The sequence below is a fragment of the Halorubrum sp. SD683 genome (genome assembly GCF_002135045.1).
Lineage (GTDB): Archaea > Halobacteriota > Halobacteria > Halobacteriales > Haloferacaceae > Halorubrum > Halorubrum ezzemoulense.
In genome coordinates this window covers 17,877-33,059 of record NZ_NEWJ01000029.1, presented here as the reverse complement: position 1 = coordinate 33,059, position 15,183 = coordinate 17,877, and the positions used below count along the sequence as shown (strand labels likewise).

The window sequence follows — 15,183 nt, the reverse complement described above, 5'->3', positions numbered from 1 at the left end:
TCCGAAGGGTAGTTTGGCCACGTGTTACTGAGCTATTCGCCACGAGTCTGAACTCGTGCGACTAGCATGGCTAAATCGGATCCCAATAGCAATGGCCTCCGGCAGGATCAACCGGAATGAGTATCCTTCGAGCCTGATTCCCGGCTCGAAGGGGGTGTTGGCGGGTGTCAACTTCGGTTGAGACGAAGGTTGACACACCATTGCATTGGTCTGTGTGGTGTCCGGTCCATCCAGCGGCTTGGATGACACCGAACGACCACGGCTCACATCAGATCGCCGCTTACGCCGGAGCGCAGGGGGCGCGATCCTCATCCTTCGCGGACCTGAACGTACCGGACGGCGGGTCATAAACCCATCGAAACGGTACGGGTCCAGCGAAACCGGGCCGAGTTGAACGGCCCGAGTCCGCGTTGCGTTCTTCGCATTTCTTCGAATGCCCGGGGTATACTTAACCCCGTCGAACCAACTCCACTACGTCATGCGGTTTCATGGCGTAAAACAGTGATAACTGACCGGATCGAATCGATGTGCGGCAGCGTCTATCCGAGACGAGTTCTCTGTGCTGGTGTAGTGATCAAGCCCGGACTGTTCCGGTTGAGCAGTACCGAAAACGAGAGATCGGAACCGGAGCGTCCGGGAGCTACTCCTCGTCGAGGTACTCGATGCCCTGCTTCGAGACGTTAGCCTTAGTGATGTCGTTGAGGTCGTTGAGCCAGAAGTCGTCGTCCGCCTCGTCGACCTCGGGGGCGTTGTCCTTCCACGCCCAGCCCTCGTACTCGTGGACTTTCTGCGTCCCCTTTTCACGGAGACGGAGCGTCGTTCGTTGCGCCTCCTCCTCCGAAGGCGCCGGCTCGAGCGTTCGAGCCGCCTTGAGTGCCGCCTGACGCGGCATGTTCCCCGAGAACTCACTCGGTTCCGATCCGTCTTCCTCTCGAAGGGCAAAGTTTCGCTTACCGTCTTCACGTACCATGGTTTTGCCTCCATGTGACACCAGCACACAGTGTGTAATAAATATATCGGGGAAATGAAAGCTGTGCGGCACAATATTTATATACTATCTCGGCCGCTGCTAGCGGTTTGGAACGCCGACGAGACGAGTTGACCGACCCCCGGAGGATTTCAGGCGGACGGCGAGCGCGAGACGGTGTTCATACGAACAGTCGGGGGGGAGTTGCCAGTCGGTCGACTAGCCGGGGAGTCGATCGGCCAAGGGAGCCGACGACGCACCCGCGCGGTTGGCTCGTCGGGCATACGAATACGCGTAAACAACACTTATGTATCTGCTATGGCGAAGTGCGACAAGTACACCCGCGATGGTCCGCAAAAAGAAGCTCAGCCCCAGTGGCGCCAAGGACGACGAGGGGGAGTACCACAACGTCCACGTGAACCTTCACGAGGACGAACTCGCCGTCGCCGGCATGGAAATCGGCGACGAGGTGTTCGTCCGAGTCCGAGACGGGAAGATAATCATCCAGAAGGCGGACGCGAACCCGGAGCAGCTCGAACACGACTTCTGACGCGGACCCGCGGGATTTTCGTCGGCAAGGACGCCGCCAAGCGGTCGCGACGCGGACTGCGGTCGGCGGATTGATTGTCACTCGTGACGAGACACGCACGATGGGCGCGTATGACCTGTTGAAGCCAGCACTGTTCCGGCTGCCGCCGGAGACCGCACACGGACTGATCCACGGACTCCTCGGCGGCGTTCAGGGGACTCCGGTTTCCGCCGCGCTCGCCGAGCGGTACGTGGTCGGCGACGAGCGGCTCGCGGTCGACGCGTTCGGGTCGAAATTCCCGAATCCAGTGGGTGTCGCCGCCGGTTTCGACAAGAACGCACACGTGCCGCGAGCGCTGTCGTCCCTCGGGTTCGGTCACGTCGAAGTCGGCGGCGTCACCGCCGAGCGGCAGCCCGGGAACCCCCGTCCGCGGCTGTTTCGCTTGCGCGAGGACGAGGCGCTCGTCAATCGGATGGGGTTCAACAACGAGGGCGCTGACGTGGTCGGCGAGCGGCTCGATCGCGACCCGCTCCCGGACGTGCCGGTCGGGATCAACATCGGGAAGTCGAAGTCGACACCGCTCGAGGACGCCCCGGACGATTACCTGTACACGTACGAGCGCGTCGCGGACGCGGGCGACTACTTCGTCGTCAACGTCTCCAGTCCCAACACGCCGGGACTCCGCGAGCTCCAGAACCGCGACGCGCTGGAGCGGATCCTCGGGACGCTGGACGATGCGGGCGCAGACCCCCTCCTCGTGAAACTCTCCCCGGATCTTCCGGAGCCAGCGGTCGAAGACGCGCTCGGGGTCGTCGACGACCTCGATCTGGACGGCGTCATCGCGACCAACACGACGACATCGCGGCCGGACTCGGTGCGGAGTCACAACCGAGCGGAACGCGGCGGCCTCTCGGGGAAGCCGATCGAATCGCTCGCGACGGATCGGGTGCGGTTCGTCGCCGAGCGCACGGACGTGCCGGTGATCGGTGTCGGAGGGATCTCAGACGCCGCGGGGGCCTACGAGAAGATACGGGCCGGCGCCTCGCTCGTCCAGCTATACACGGGGCTCGTCTACGAGGGGCCGAGCCTCGCGCGTGACATCAACGAGGGACTGCTCGAACTGCTCGAACGCGACGAGTTCGACTCGATCGAGAACGCGGTCGGCGCGGACCTGTGAGCGGATCGAGAGGCGAAAGGGGAGGGCGGGCTACGCCTCGTTACGCACGATGACGACGACGTCGTCGGCCTGAAGCAGCTCGCCCTCGCCCTGGTACTGCCGCTCTTCTTCGACCGCGAACTCGTCGTCGACCAGCGTGACGCTCGCGACGTGAAGTTCGTCGCCGTCGATCTTGTACTCCCCCTGCGCGAGAGCGGCCTCGATGTCCCCGACCTGATCGCCGTACTTCGGGCCGACGGTGGCGTAGTCGAGGTCGATGCCCGTGATCACCGTCTCGACGGGCGCGTCGCCGTCGGGGTGGACCGCGAGGTCGTCGACGTGCATCACGCCGGTGATGTCGTCCTCGAAGCCCCGCACGTCGGCGTACACCTCCACCGCGTCGAGCGCGGCGGTGAGAGGGAGCTGATTCTCGCTTTTGTACTTCCGGAGCGCGCCGACGACGGCGGTGGCGGCGGTCCCGGCGTCGCGGTCGGCCTCGATTCCGAGCGGCTCGGGCCAGTCGGCGAGGTGGATCGAGTCGCTCGCACCGTCGGCGAGCGAGACCCCTTCGGGTGTGGCCCCGTCGACCGCGTCGGCGTACATGTCGTGCCACAGCTCCTCGGTAACGTGCGCAAGGAGCGGGGCGAACAGCTTCAGGAACCGTCGGTGCGCGGTGCGGAGGGTGTATGCCGCCGCGTCGTCCTCGCGCTGTTTCGCGATCTCGAGGTAATCGTCACAGAACGTGTTCCAGAAGAAGCTCCGGAGCTCGTCGCGGGCCTTCGAGAACGCGCGGTCGTCGAGGAGCTCGGTGAGTCGCTCGACCTCGGCGTCGAGCTCGGCGAGGAGCCAGCGGTCGAGCTCGCGGAGGCCTCCCTCGGGCTCGGCTGGGAACGGCTCCGGCGCGAGCGACTCGACGAGCTTCGAGGCGTTCCACAGCTTCCGGATCAGCTTCTCGCCCGCGCGGAGGTCCTTCTCCTTGAACGGGAAGTCGTCGCCGACGGCGGTGCCGGCCGCCCAGTAGCGCGTGGCGTCCACGGGGAACTCCTCGAGGACCGCCTCGGGCTCGACGACGTTGCCGACGGACTTCGACATCTTCTCGCGGTTCTCGTCGAGGACGTGGCCGTTGATCATCGTCTCCTCGAACGGAACCTCACCGGTGTGCTCGTAGCACTTGACGAGGGTGTGGAACAGCCAGAAGCTGATGATGTCGTGGCCCTGCGGTCGGAGGTCGAACCGGTACAGCTCCGGGCGCTCCATCGTGAACTCCTCGGCCTCGTCGTCCCAGTCCCAGCCGGCGTTGACGAGGGGCGTGAGGCTGGAGGTGGCCCACGTGTCGAGCACGTCGTCCTCCGGCTGGAAGGCGTCGTGCCCGCACTCGGGGCACGCGTCGACGGGCGGGTCGTCCGACAGGGGGTCGACCGGGAGGTCGGCCTTCTCGGCGATGACCTCCTCGCCGCAGCCCTCGCAGTACCACACCGGGAACGGGATGCCGGATGACCGCTGACGGGAGATGAGCCAGTCCCATTGGAGCCCCTCGACCCAGTGTTCGTACCGGGTGAACATCTTCTCGGGCGACCAGTCCATCTCGCGACCGATCTCGAGGTACTCGTCCGTCTTGTCGAGCATCTCGATGTACCACTGCTCGGTGACGAGGAACTCGACGCTCGTCCCGCAGCGCTCGTGGACGTTGACCGTGTGGGTGATGTCGCGGCGGTCGAGCAGCGCGCCCGCCTCGCCGAGGTCTTCGACAATCGCTTCGCCCGCCTCGTCGGCGTGGAGCCCTTCGTACTCCCCGGCGAGGTCGGTCATGTGGCCGGACTCGTCGATGGCGACCCGGAGGTCGAGGTCGTGGACCTGGTACCACTCGATGTCGTTCTGGTCGCCGAACGTACAGCACATCACGATGCCGGAGCCGGTCTCCATGTCGACGCGCTCGTCGGCGATGATCGGCACCTCGTGGCCGAACAGCGGGACCTCCGCGGACTCGCCGACGAGGTCCTGGTTCTCGTCGTCGTCCGGGTGGACGAAGACGGCGACGCACGCGGGGAGGAGTTCGGGCCGCGTCGTCGAGATAACGAACTCGTCGGCGACCTCGTCGTTCCCGTCGCGTCCGGCGACGGGGAACGCAATGTCGTTGAAGTGGCTGGCCTGCTCGTCGTCCTCGGTCTCGACCTGCGAGATGGCGGTCTCGCACTCGGGACACCAGATCGCGGGGGCCTTCTCGCGGTACTCCCGGCCCTGCTCGTACAGGTCGACGAACGACAGCTGCGAGACGCGCTGGACGCGGGGTTCGATCGTCTGGTACGTGTGGTTCCAGTCGACCGACACGCCGAGCGATTGGACGTTCTCGGTGAACTGCTCCTCGTAGTCGGCGCAGACCTCCCGGCACTTCGCTTGGAACTCGCGCCGCTCGAAGTCCTGATGCCGGATGTCGAGCTCGTCCTCCGTGAGCCGCTCGGAGGCGATGCCGTTGTCGTCGTAACCGAACGGGAAGAACGTCTCCCCACCGTTCATCCGCTCGAAGCGCGCGACGAAGTCCTGGAGGGTGAACCCGTACAGGTGGCCCATGTGGAGGCTGCCCGATACCGTCGGCGGGGGCGTGTCGATAGAGAAGACGGTGTTCGGGTCGACCGGGTCGTCGTCGGAATAGGCGTACGTCTCCTCGTCGACCCATCGCCGCTGCCAGCGCGGCTCGACGGCGTCGGGGTCGTACTCACCACTGGGCATTTCGGTCACACGTTCCGCCGGTTCCCCCTTAACGGGCTCGGTTGTGCGGGACATCGGCGCACGCCGAGCGCTTCAGACCGTGTCGTCGAGGTCGTGGTCGGCCGCCATCTTCGACGCCTCCGTCGCGAACCGCTCGACCTCGTCCGCGGGCGTCTCCCCCAACGCGGTCTCGTCGACCTCGCGGCCGGCGGTGATCCCGCCACCGGTGACGAGCCGCTGTTCGGCCAGCTCCTTCGTGTGTATCCGCTTGCCGTCCTCAGTGGCGTAGGTGAGCCGCACGAGCCCCTTCGAGTCGAACTGCCGGTCAACGAGCCAGACCGTGGTCATACGCGGCAATCGGTGCCTGCGACGCTTAAGAAGGGCGGTCGGCCGTTGGAAACCGAGGGGGGAGGTCGGTGTCGGAGATGGGTTGCGGTGACGCGTGCCGACGAACAGCCGTCAGGACGTGTGCCGACGAACAGCCGTCAGGACGTGTGCCGACGAACAGCCGTCAGGCTGTGAGTCGCGCGCGCGAGGTCGCCGGCGCTGCGCGCCGGCTGCCGGAGCATCTTCGATTCTTGCTGGAGTCGGGAGCGAAGCGAGCGACGAGGTCGGGGCTTCGGAGGTAGTTACCGAGGATTGACCGTCGAATCCGAGTCAGTCATCGAATCAGAACCAACCGGAGCCCTACACGTCTCGTCGTCACCGCTTTGTATCGGCTCGCCGAACAGGTGAGCATGTACGTCGAGTTCGACCGCGACACCTGCGTCGGGATGTACCAGTGCGTCGCCGAGTGGGACGCCTTCGAGAAGGACCTGAACGACGGAAAGGCCGACTTAGCGGGGAGTACCGAGGAGGACGAGGACCTGTTCGTCGTCGAGGTGCCCGACGGCGAGGAGCTCGACGCGAAGTTCGCGGCGCGCTCGTGCCCGGTCGACGCCATCGAGGTGTACGACGACGACGGCGAGCAGGTGGTGTGAGCAGTTCCGGTCGCTCGATCGGTTGCGTATAAACAACAGCCGGTGTCTCGATCTGAGCGAACACCGCCGAAGCCCCGCCCCGCGGCCTCACGCCTCCCCGGCCTCGTCGGCCTCCTTTCGCGACTCCATCGCACGCGCTCCTCGCGGCCGCCAGTGGCGACCGCTCGGAGGCGCGCGCCGAGGTGGATAGTCGGGAAACGCGTCGACTCCTGCCCGAGTCTATTTATAACTGATCGGCTACGTCCTCGGCGAAGTACGTGATGATGAGGTCCGCGCCCGCGCGCTTGAGCGCCGTGAGCGACTCCAGCGCGGTCGCCTCCAGGTCGAGCCACCCCTTCTCCGCGGCGGCGTGGAGCATCGCGTACTCGCCGGAGACGTTGTACGCCGCGATGGGACGGTCGAACTCTCGCCGGAGGTCGCCGACGATGTCGAGGTAGGGCAGGCCGGGTTTCACCATCAGCACGTCGGCGCCCTGCTCGGCGTCGAGGCGGGCCTCTCGGAGCGCCTCGCGGCGGTTCGCGGGGTCCATCTGGTAGTGGCGTCGGTCACCGAACGCGGGGGCGCCGTCGGCCGCGTCGCGGAAGGGGCCGTAGAAGGCGGACTCGTACTTCGCCGCGTAGCTCAGGATGGCCACCTCCTCGTGGCCCGCCGCGTCGAGCGCCTCGCGGATCGCTTTTACCTGCCCGTCGGTCATCGCGGAGGGAGCGACCACGTCGGCGCCCGCGTCGGCCTGCGAGACTGCGGTGCGCGCCAGCAGGTCCAGCGTCTCGTCGTTCTTGACGGTGAGCGTCGGATCCGACTCGGCGCTCTCCTCGATCACGCCGCAGTGTCCGTGCTCGGTGTATTCACAGAGGCAGACGTCGCCGATGACGGTGACATCGGTCTCGGCGGAAATCCGGCGGATCGCGCACTGGACGACGCCGTCGTCCGCGTACGCCCGGCTCCCGGACGCGTCCTTCGACTCGGGGACGCCGAAGAGGATGACGGCCTCGACGCCGGTGTCGCTGACCTCGGCGACCCGGTCGACCGCCTCGTCGACCGGCACGCGCTCGTGGCCGGGCATCGTCTCGATCGGGACGCGCTCGTCGGTCGTGGCGTCGACGAAGACGGGGGCGACGAGGTCCGACGCGGAGAGGTCGGTCTCGGCGACGAGCGGGCGAACGCCGTCGGTCCGGAGGCGGCGGGGCCGGTCCGTGAGGTCCATACCGGTTGTTCGGGTCCCGCCGACTTTTAGCGTTCGTCTCCGGCCGATTACTCGGAGGACTCGACGTCGATCCGGTCGCGGAGCTCCGCGAGCTCGTCCGACTCGGCGAGCTCCTCGACGCGCTGTTTGAAGTGGGACTCGCAGAGGCCGACGACCACGCCGCCCTGCTCCGCCTCGTACGTGGCCTCCCGGTCGCAGTAGTGACACCGCATACCCGGCCCTCGGTCCGGCGCGGGCTTAATCCTGTTCGTCGGGCGTCGCCGCGGCGGCGGAGTCGCCCGTCGCGGACCCGTCTGTCGGGACCGCCTCGGGGAGCCGATCGCGGACGGGCTCGAACGCCGACGCCGTCAAGCCCGCGACGCCGAGCGTCCGCTCGTGCGCGTCCGTCCCGCCCGTTCTGAGCAGGTCGGCCTCGGCGGCGAGGCGGTCGATCCGCGAGTCGTCGACGGCGCGACCGTAGGGGTAGAAGCGCTCGACCGCGTCGATCGCGGCCGACTCGCGGGCGACGTCGAGCGCCTCGTCGACGCGCTCGTACCGGAACGGGTGAGCGAGGCCGACGAGCGCGCAGGCGTCGTCGAGGAGGTCGAGCCCCTCGTCGAGCGGCGTCACGTCGCGCGCGACGTAACACGGACCGTCGTTCCCGATCAGCTCGTCGAACGCCCCGGCGTAGTCGTAGGGGGCCTCCGACTTGTCGATCGCCCGCGCGATGTGCGGTCGCCCCAGCCCGGCGCGGGGCTCGATGTCGAGGTCGACGCCCAGCCGCTCCTCGACCGCGTCGAGGATGGCGGCGCCGCGCTCTCGGCGGTCGCGCTGGAGACGGTCGATCTCCGCGTCGAGCGCGTCGGTGTGTTCGACGCCGTAGCCGAGAAGATCGAGCCGCCCGAACCCGGCGTCGACGCGGAGTTCGATCCCGCGGACGATCCGGACGCCGTCGCGCTCGACGACCGGCGCGTCTATCTCGGGGTGAACGCTGTCGTGGTCGGTGACGGCGACCCAGTCGACGCCGGCCTCGCGGGCGGCCGCGGGGACTTCGTCGAGCGTCATCGTGCCGTCCGAGAGGGTCGTGTGGGCGTGGAGGTCGGCGACGACGCGGTCGTCAGAGGCGGCGGGCATACCGGCGAGTAGTCGGGCGCGCCACTAAGCGACGGCGGTTCGAGGGGACCGATCGGACCGGGCCGTCGAACCGGAGCAGGCCCGATATAAGGCAATATAAGGTATTCCCTCCGACTAAGGTCGTACATGGACAATCATTAAGGACTGCTGGCGGCTCCCTACTGCTGATGCGCTTGAACGGCGTCGACGACCGACTCGAACGGCACCAGTACCCGACCACCTCTGAGGAGATCATCGCGGCTCACGGAAACGCGACCGTAGAGCTCGCGAACGGGTCCGAGCGGCTCGGCGACGTCTTGGAGCGGTTCGGCGATCAGACGTTCGAAGACGCGGAGGACGTGTTCACCACGCTCCGGGCCGGCGTCTGTCACCGCGGCGTCGGTCGCCGGTTCTACTCGGACCGCGACCCGACCACCGACGCGGAGGACGGGCCCTCGCCCGTCTCGTTCTGAGGCGGCGAACCGCGCGGGATCCACGCACGTTTTTTCGGAACTCGATCGCGGAGCGTCGCCGATCCGCTGCGAGGGAGAGAGCTCGGCTCGGCGGAACCCCGCGAGGCTACGAGACGCCGTCGACGACCCCGGAGAGGTCGAGCGGGACCGACCCCTTCCGATAGCCCTCGATCGACCCGTCCGGCTCGGCGCGGTAGACGACCGCGGGCTTGTGACGGACCGCGGGTTCGGCCTCACGCACGGCGGCCCACTCGTCGGCGGGAAACGACGAGCAGTCGACGAACAGCGTGACGCCGCCGGCGTGGGCCGCGAGCTGTCCGCTGGTCTTCGTCTCGGCGGTGTCGCGGACGGCGGCGACCGGATCGTTCGCGGACCGCCCCGCGGTCGGCTGCGGGCGCGTGACCTCGACGAGGTGACCGGTCCCGGTGTCGGGCTCCGTCGCGCGGAAGTCGAGCGAGTGTCCCGTCGTCACCTCGATCTCCGGGGTGACCTCGTACCCCGCGTCCGCGAGGATCCGGGCCGCGGTGAACTCGGCGATGGCCGCGCTCATCCGGACGAGGTCCCGCGAGGCGGAGGTACCGAGCTTCCCGGCCATCGTCTCGCGGTAGTCGTCGAGCACCCCAGGTCGGAGGGTCTCCTCGACGAACCCCGTCCCGGCGTCGCGGGTCGCGTCCGGGAACCCGGCCGCGTGGTCGCGGAAGAACGCCCGGCTCGTCTCCGCGCCGTCCTTCGAGCAGAACACGGGGAGAAAGAACCACGAGACGTGGGGGTACTCCGCCAGCCACGGCTCGTCGTCGTGGAGGCCGGCGAGCAGCTCCCGCTGTGCCCACCGAGAAACGGGATACGGCGCCTCGTCGAACCCGTACTTGTCCGTCCGCCAGAGCTCGCTCGGCGTCTCCGTGTTGCCCAGCCAGTACCCGACGGGACCGCCCTCGGCGCCGGCCGGCGGGTCGGCGTCGTCGTCGGTCCAGCAGAACAGCGCGAAGGAGTCGTCGTCCATGTCGAACCGCCGCGCCTCGTAGTCGGGCGGCGGCGCGAACCACGGGTCGCCGGCGATCGACCCGAGGTTCTCGTCGAGGGGACGGCCGAGCTGCGACCGGACCCGGTCCGCGGTCCACCGGCCGGGCGAGCGCCTGAATCGGAGGGGTTGGGCCACGGGCGTTTGGTATCACGTCGCGGGGTTAATCGATTCCGGTGGACGTGGCCGAACCTTCATCATCTATGATACGTTTACCGACAGGTATATTACAGGTAACGGCCAAGTGTAGTCGTACCATGTCAATAGGTGCCTATGACGAGGCCGAACACGAGCGTCGCGAGAAGAAGACCAGCGAAGTCGACGCCGACTTCGACGCGGAGCGGCCCGAGTACTCCGGTTCCCTGACCTACGACTCGGGCGACTCCACGGAGGCACTCCTCGACAAGTTCGAAGAGCTTCAGGGGAAGTGACGCGGCCGCGGCGACGCCGCGCCTTTTAATTCCGTTCTCGAACGCCGATAGCGGTCGCGCTCTCGATACCGGCCGTGCTATTGTACCGGACTCGCTGCCGATAGCGACCGCGTCTCACGTGAGCAGGATCGCCGCGCCGCAGACGAGCGCGACCGCGATGACGTGCCCCACTACCGCGCCGAGCAGCACGGGCTCGGAGAGTAAGAATGGGACGAGCGCGAGCTGAACGAGCGAGAAGCCGATGTTCTCGGCGTCGAGCCGGCGGACGGTCGCCCGCTCCTCGGACGGGAGGTTGACGTGGACGGCGCGCCACAGGGCGACGACCGCGCTCCACCACGAGGTCCCGATGCGGTACGTCAGGTCCCAAAGGACGAGCAGCGTGAGGTAGACGACGGGAATCGGCGGGTCCGCGCCGAACAGGCGGTTGATGAGGGTCCCGTCCCACGCGAACAGGTACGTCACCAGCGCGATGAACGCCAGCACGCCCAACACGATCTCGATGCTCGACCCGAACAGCAGCCGCTTGTGTTCCGGAGGGGTTCCGAGCAGGCGGTTCTTCGCGCCCAAGCGGTGCATCTCGACGCTGCCGACCGCGGCGACGACGACGGCGACCGTCCCGGCGGCCACGGCGTTCCAGACCCCGTAGTACCACCCGAGCGCCACCACGCCCACCTCGAAGATCACGAACTGGAGCGCGACCGCCAGCGTCCGGGAGATCCCGAGCCCGGGGATGCCGCCGACGAGGCTCTCGTACACCCACGTCTCTCCGTACTCGCGGCTCACGGGCGGATCCCCCGGAGCGTCGTCAGCCACGGGCGCTGCGCGTTCGGCGAGTCGGTCAGCGCCCGGGCGACCGCGAGTTCGAACGACGTGCGTTCGATCGGGACGAGGTCCCGGATCCGATCGTCTTCGACGATCACGGTGTTCCGGAGCCCCTCGACGAGCGACCGCGCGAGGTACGGGTTCACGTCGGTGACGAGCCGGAGCCAACGGGCGGACAGGCCCGGGCTCAACACCGGGACCCGCACGATGCGAAGCCCACCGCCGAGCTGTCGCCTGGTCCGGCGGAGGATCTCCGCGTAGGTCAACACCTCCGGCCCGCCGATCTCGAGCGTTTCGCCGGCGGTCTCGGGCGCGGCGAGGACGCCGGCGAGGTACGCGACCACGTCGGCGACCGCGATCGGCTGGCACAGCGTGTCTACCCACTTCGGGGTGACCATCACCGGAAGCCGCCGCGCGAGCCCCGCGATCACCTCGAAGCTGGCGCTGCCGGCGCCGATGATGATCGCGGCCCGGAGGGCCGTGAGCGCCGGGTCGCCTTCCGCGAGGATCCGCTCGACCTCGCGTCGGGACCGGAGGTGTTCGGAGAGGTCCTCGCGGTCCTCACCGAGCCCGCCGAGGTAGACGATCCGTTCGATCCCCGCGGCCGAGGCCGCCGCCGCGAAGTTGGTCGCGCAGTTACGGTCCCGCTCCTCGTATCCCGGGCCGCCGTCCATCGAGTGGACGAGGTAGTACGCGGCGTCGACCGTCTCGCCGTCGATCTCGAACGCCGGGGGGAGCGTGTCCGGTTCCAAGAGGTCCCCCTCGACCACGGAGACCCCCTCGGGCGCCGCGTAGCCGTCGGCGTCGCGGACGAGCGCGACCACGTCGTGGCCGCGCGAGAGGAGCGTCGGGACGAGGCGGCTCCCGACGAACCCGGTCGCACCGGTGACGAGCACTCGCATACCGTCCCCTCGGGCGGCGCGACCATAAGCCCCGGCCCGCGCGATCGCCGCCGACCCGTGAGACCCGGCGCTGAGCGTCGCGGTCGGCCTGCGGACCGATCGCTAGAAGTGCCCCCGGGTCCCTCGTCCGGTATGCGCGCAGGCGAGTTCGAACCGGTCCGGGGCGTCGAGGACCTGTACGTCCACGACACCGGGATGTTCGCTACCGACGAGTACGGCGCCGTCTACGTGTACGACGCCGAGCGACCGATCGTGATAGACACCGGGACGGGGGCGAACCGAGAGGCCCTCTTCGAGAGCATCGAGGCGATCGGCATCGACCGCGACGAGCTCGCGTGGATCCTCCCGACCCACGCCCACCTCGACCACGCCGGCGGGGCGGGCTACCTCGCCGAGGGCTACCCGAACGCGGAGGTCCGAGTGCCCGAGGAGGGAGTCAGACACCTCGTCGACCCCGAGGCGCTCGTCGCGGGAACCAAGTCGGCGGTCGAGGGGCAGTGGACGTACTACGCGGAGCCGGAGCCCGTCCCGGAAGACCGGATCGCGGGCGTCGCCGACGGAGACCGGATCGATCTGGGCGACCGCGAGCTGATCGTCCACGACGCGCCCGGGCACGCCCCCCACCACGCGGTCTACCACGAGCCGGAGGCGGACGTGGTCTTCACCGCCGACGCCGCCGGGATCTACGTCCCAGAGGTCGACGACGTGGTGCCGACGACCCCGCCGCCGCAGTTCGACCTAGAGCAGTGCCTCGAGGACCTCCGGCTGATCGAGCGGCTCGACCCCGACACGGTCTGCTTCGGACACTTCGGACCCCGGAGCTACGAGTCGACACTGATCGGTGAGGCGAAGCGGGCGTACGTCGAGTGGGTGGAGGCGGTCCGGCAGAAGCGTGCGGAGCTCGACGACGACAACGCGGTGGTCGAACACTTCGAGGCGGCGAGTCGCAACGTCGACTACTGGACTCGCGAGCGAGCGCGGGCGAACACGGGGCTGAACGTTAGAGGAGTGTTGACGTATCTTGACCACGTCGACGAGATTCCGGCGGCAGACGTCGGCGAGGAGTAGTCGAAGGCGTCGGCGAGGAGTAATCGAGGGGCCAGCGACGGCGGATCCGAGAGAAACGCCCTAAACCCCGCCGCACGTAGCGGGGAGCAGATGGGTATCTTCGACACGATCCGGGCCGTGCTCGGGACCAGCGCCGAGACCGACGCGACCCGCGAGGCGGACCCCGAGGACCTCTTCGGGATGTCGACCGCGTATCTGACGATGCAGGCGGACCTCGGGTACGACCACTGCGGCGAGGCCGCGCTGTGTTTCTCCGGCATGGACAGCACTCGCTTCGACGACGCGGTCGAGAGCGTCGAGTCGATCCTAGAGGCCGGCGAGATCGACACCGGCACCGGCTTCCACCGGTACGAGGACGACCACGGGTACCAGTGGTTCGTCCTCGAGGACGACGACCCCGAGGACCTCGTCACGAGCGTCCACTTCGCGGCCGCCCAGTTCATCGAGGAGGGGTTCGGGTCGCGGCTGCTCGCGGCCGTGTTCGGCTTCGAGAACGACGACGGCCCGGCCTACTGGATCTACTCGTTCCGGCGCGGCGCGTACTACCCGTTCGCGCCGCGGGGGACGAACGACCGGAGCCAGCAGGTCGAGTTCAAGCTCCAGTCGGTCCGCGACGGCGAGCTCGGCTTAGAGGACGACGAGTCGTACTGGTACCCGCTGTGGCCGGACGCGCGCGGGAACCACCCGTGGGAGTGAGGACTCGATGAGCGCTGACACCGGGCTAGGCGGGGCGGACCCGAGTCGAGATGAGGGGGCCGCCGGCCGCGACACCCTGAGAAGACGCCTCCTCCGGTGGGTCGCCGTCCAGGCCGCGGTCGTCGCCGCGGCGGTCCACCTCCTATGGGCGTGGCCGCGGCTCGGCTCGCCCCCGGACGCCCGCCCGTACCTGTTCGTCGCCGGGAGCGCGCTCGCGGTGGCCGTCGCGGTCGCGACGCTGCGGGCCGGCGAGTACCGCCGACTGTACGCGCTCGGCGCGGGAACGCTCGGAACGTTCCTCGGCGGGTTCCTCACGTGGCACGGGACGGGCGCGGCCGCGGCGCTGGCGGCGGAGCCGCTCGCGGTCGTCGCGGTGATCGTCGAAGTCGTCGGATTCGCCGCCTACCTCGCGCTGTTCCGGCTCGCGCCGCCGACGAGCGTGGTCGTCGAGCGTCGCGAGGCGGACGGAGCCGAAGGAGAGCCGGAGGCCGACGAGGGGACGCCGTGACCGACGCGTACCGGACCGTCGCCGAGCGCGCGACGGCGCGGTTCGAGGTCCAGGGGTCGGAGTTCCTCGGCCACGTCGCGCCGGTCGACACGGTCGAAGCGGCGGAGTCGTTCGTCGAGGCAGTCCGAGACGAGTACGCCGACGCGACCCACAACGTGCCCGCGTACCGGGTTCCCGCGGGCGAGCCGTCCGAGCGCGCTCGGGGGTCGGAACCGATGCTCAGGGAGTACTCGTCAGACGACGGGGAGCCGACCGGCTCCGCCGGGAAACCGGCCCTGAACGTCCTCCAGCAGCGCGAGATCCGGAACGTCGCCGCGGTGGTGACGCGCTACTACGGCGGGACAAACCTCGGAGTCGGGGGGCTCGCGCGCGCTTACTCGCGCGCCGTGAAGGAGGGTGTCGACGCGGCGGGAGTGACCGAGGAGCGCCCGCACCGAAGTCTGGTCGTCGAGACCGAGTACGACGACTCGGGGACGGTCCGGGGGGTGATCGAGTCGTCCGGCGTCGAGTTCGACGCCGACTACGGCGAGCGGGTTCGGTTCGACCTCCGAGTGCCCGTCGCGCAGGTCGACGCGCTCCGCGAGCGGCTCAACGACGCGACGAGCGGGCGGGTAGAGATCGGTCGATAGCG

At 68.4% G+C, this 15,183-nt stretch carries 18 protein-coding genes and 1 rRNA gene; 9 read left to right on the top strand and 10 right to left on the bottom strand.

Annotation, left to right across the window (positions count from 1 at the left end):
• Both B9G49_RS09250 and B9G49_RS09245 read right to left on the bottom strand, forming a co-directional pair.
• Window positions 1-118 (bottom strand): 16S ribosomal RNA (locus B9G49_RS09250); the annotation flags it as partial.
• A gap of 522 nt (window positions 119-640) precedes the next feature.
• The gene (locus B9G49_RS09245) at window positions 641-970 is read right to left on the bottom strand and encodes a non-histone chromosomal MC1 family protein (protein WP_049931936.1); all 330 of its coding nucleotides are present in this window, start codon (window positions 968-970) and stop codon (window positions 641-643) included.
• 343 nt (window positions 971-1,313) lie between these two features.
• On the opposite strand from B9G49_RS09245, the gene B9G49_RS09240 reads away from it, so the two are divergent.
• On the top strand, window positions 1,314-1,517 hold the full coding sequence (locus tag B9G49_RS09240) for a hypothetical protein (RefSeq protein WP_049931938.1): 204 nt from the start codon (window positions 1,314-1,316) through the stop codon (window positions 1,515-1,517).
• A 100-nt stretch (window positions 1,518-1,617) separates the two neighbouring features.
• The gene (locus B9G49_RS09235; protein WP_086216155.1) at window positions 1,618-2,673 is read left to right on the top strand and encodes a quinone-dependent dihydroorotate dehydrogenase; all 1,056 of its coding nucleotides are present in this window, start codon (window positions 1,618-1,620) and stop codon (window positions 2,671-2,673) included.
• 30 nt (window positions 2,674-2,703) lie between these two features.
• On the opposite strand, the gene B9G49_RS09230 is transcribed toward B9G49_RS09235, so the two are convergent.
• Window positions 2,704-5,379 (bottom strand): valine--tRNA ligase, encoded by a 2,676-nt coding sequence (locus tag B9G49_RS09230; protein WP_086216154.1) that lies wholly within the window; start codon window positions 5,377-5,379, stop codon window positions 2,704-2,706.
• A 72-nt stretch (window positions 5,380-5,451) separates the two neighbouring features.
• Complete coding sequence (locus B9G49_RS09225) at window positions 5,452-5,706, bottom strand: hypothetical protein (RefSeq protein WP_049931944.1); 255 nt, start codon at window positions 5,704-5,706, stop codon at window positions 5,452-5,454.
• A gap of 389 nt (window positions 5,707-6,095) precedes the next feature.
• On the opposite strand from B9G49_RS09225, the gene B9G49_RS09220 reads away from it, so the two are divergent.
• Window positions 6,096-6,338, top strand: coding sequence for a ferredoxin (locus tag B9G49_RS09220; protein ID WP_049931946.1), 243 nt, complete (start codon window positions 6,096-6,098; stop codon window positions 6,336-6,338).
• A 223-nt stretch (window positions 6,339-6,561) separates the two neighbouring features.
• Here B9G49_RS09220 and hemB read toward each other — a convergent pair whose 3' ends face one another.
• The 3 genes from hemB to B9G49_RS09210 are packed head-to-tail and all read right to left on the bottom strand — an operon-like array spanning window position 6,562 to window position 8,655.
• Window positions 6,562-7,542: a porphobilinogen synthase gene (hemB, locus tag B9G49_RS09215; RefSeq protein ID WP_086216153.1), complete on the bottom strand. Its 981-nt coding sequence runs from the start codon at window positions 7,540-7,542 to the stop codon at window positions 6,562-6,564.
• Window positions 7,543-7,589: 47 nt separating this feature from the next.
• Window positions 7,590-7,754: a DUF6757 family protein gene (locus tag B9G49_RS16755; protein WP_167373086.1), complete on the bottom strand. Its 165-nt coding sequence runs from the start codon at window positions 7,752-7,754 to the stop codon at window positions 7,590-7,592.
• Between the two features lie 25 nt (window positions 7,755-7,779).
• Window positions 7,780-8,655, bottom strand: coding sequence for a PHP domain-containing protein (locus B9G49_RS09210; RefSeq protein ID WP_086216152.1), 876 nt, complete (start codon window positions 8,653-8,655; stop codon window positions 7,780-7,782).
• 167 nt (window positions 8,656-8,822) lie between these two features.
• Between B9G49_RS09210 and B9G49_RS09205 the strand changes: the two genes are divergently transcribed.
• A complete protein-coding gene (locus B9G49_RS09205) occupies window positions 8,823-9,107 on the top strand; it encodes a hypothetical protein (protein WP_008585525.1) in 285 nt (94 codons plus the stop codon).
• 106 nt (window positions 9,108-9,213) lie between these two features.
• On the opposite strand, the gene B9G49_RS09200 is transcribed toward B9G49_RS09205, so the two are convergent.
• Window positions 9,214-10,263, bottom strand: a complete 1,050-nt coding sequence (locus B9G49_RS09200) for a DUF5784 family protein (RefSeq protein ID WP_086216151.1) — start codon at window positions 10,261-10,263, stop codon at window positions 9,214-9,216.
• A gap of 119 nt (window positions 10,264-10,382) precedes the next feature.
• Between B9G49_RS09200 and B9G49_RS16530 the strand changes: the two genes are divergently transcribed.
• A complete protein-coding gene (locus B9G49_RS16530) occupies window positions 10,383-10,556 on the top strand; it encodes a DUF5786 family protein (RefSeq protein WP_158093608.1) in 174 nt (57 codons plus the stop codon).
• Between the two features lie 114 nt (window positions 10,557-10,670).
• Here B9G49_RS16530 and B9G49_RS09195 read toward each other — a convergent pair whose 3' ends face one another.
• Both B9G49_RS09195 and B9G49_RS09190 read right to left on the bottom strand, forming a co-directional pair.
• Complete coding sequence (locus tag B9G49_RS09195; RefSeq protein WP_086216156.1) at window positions 10,671-11,339, bottom strand: hypothetical protein; 669 nt, start codon at window positions 11,337-11,339, stop codon at window positions 10,671-10,673.
• On the bottom strand, window positions 11,336-12,280 hold the full coding sequence (locus B9G49_RS09190; protein ID WP_049931954.1) for an NAD(P)H-binding protein: 945 nt from the start codon (window positions 12,278-12,280) through the stop codon (window positions 11,336-11,338). The genes B9G49_RS09195 and B9G49_RS09190 overlap by 4 nt, the downstream gene beginning before the upstream one ends.
• Window positions 12,281-12,412: 132 nt before the next feature.
• On the opposite strand from B9G49_RS09190, the gene B9G49_RS09185 reads away from it, so the two are divergent.
• The 4 genes from B9G49_RS09185 (at window position 12,413) to B9G49_RS09170 (ending at window position 15,181) form a co-directional block, all read left to right on the top strand.
• Window positions 12,413-13,348, top strand: a complete 936-nt coding sequence (locus B9G49_RS09185) for an MBL fold metallo-hydrolase (RefSeq protein ID WP_086216150.1) — start codon at window positions 12,413-12,415, stop codon at window positions 13,346-13,348.
• Window positions 13,349-13,438: 90 nt separating this feature from the next.
• Entirely contained in the window at window positions 13,439-14,044 is a 606-nt protein-coding gene (locus B9G49_RS09180) for a hypothetical protein (protein WP_086216149.1), read from the top strand.
• Window positions 14,045-14,051: 7 nt separating this feature from the next.
• The gene (locus B9G49_RS09175; protein WP_086216148.1) at window positions 14,052-14,552 is read left to right on the top strand and encodes a hypothetical protein; all 501 of its coding nucleotides are present in this window, start codon (window positions 14,052-14,054) and stop codon (window positions 14,550-14,552) included.
• On the top strand, window positions 14,549-15,181 hold the full coding sequence (locus B9G49_RS09170; RefSeq protein ID WP_086216147.1) for a YigZ family protein: 633 nt from the start codon (window positions 14,549-14,551) through the stop codon (window positions 15,179-15,181). Before B9G49_RS09175 ends, B9G49_RS09170 begins: the two co-directional genes overlap by 4 nt.
• Window positions 15,182-15,183: the final 2 nt, after the last annotated feature.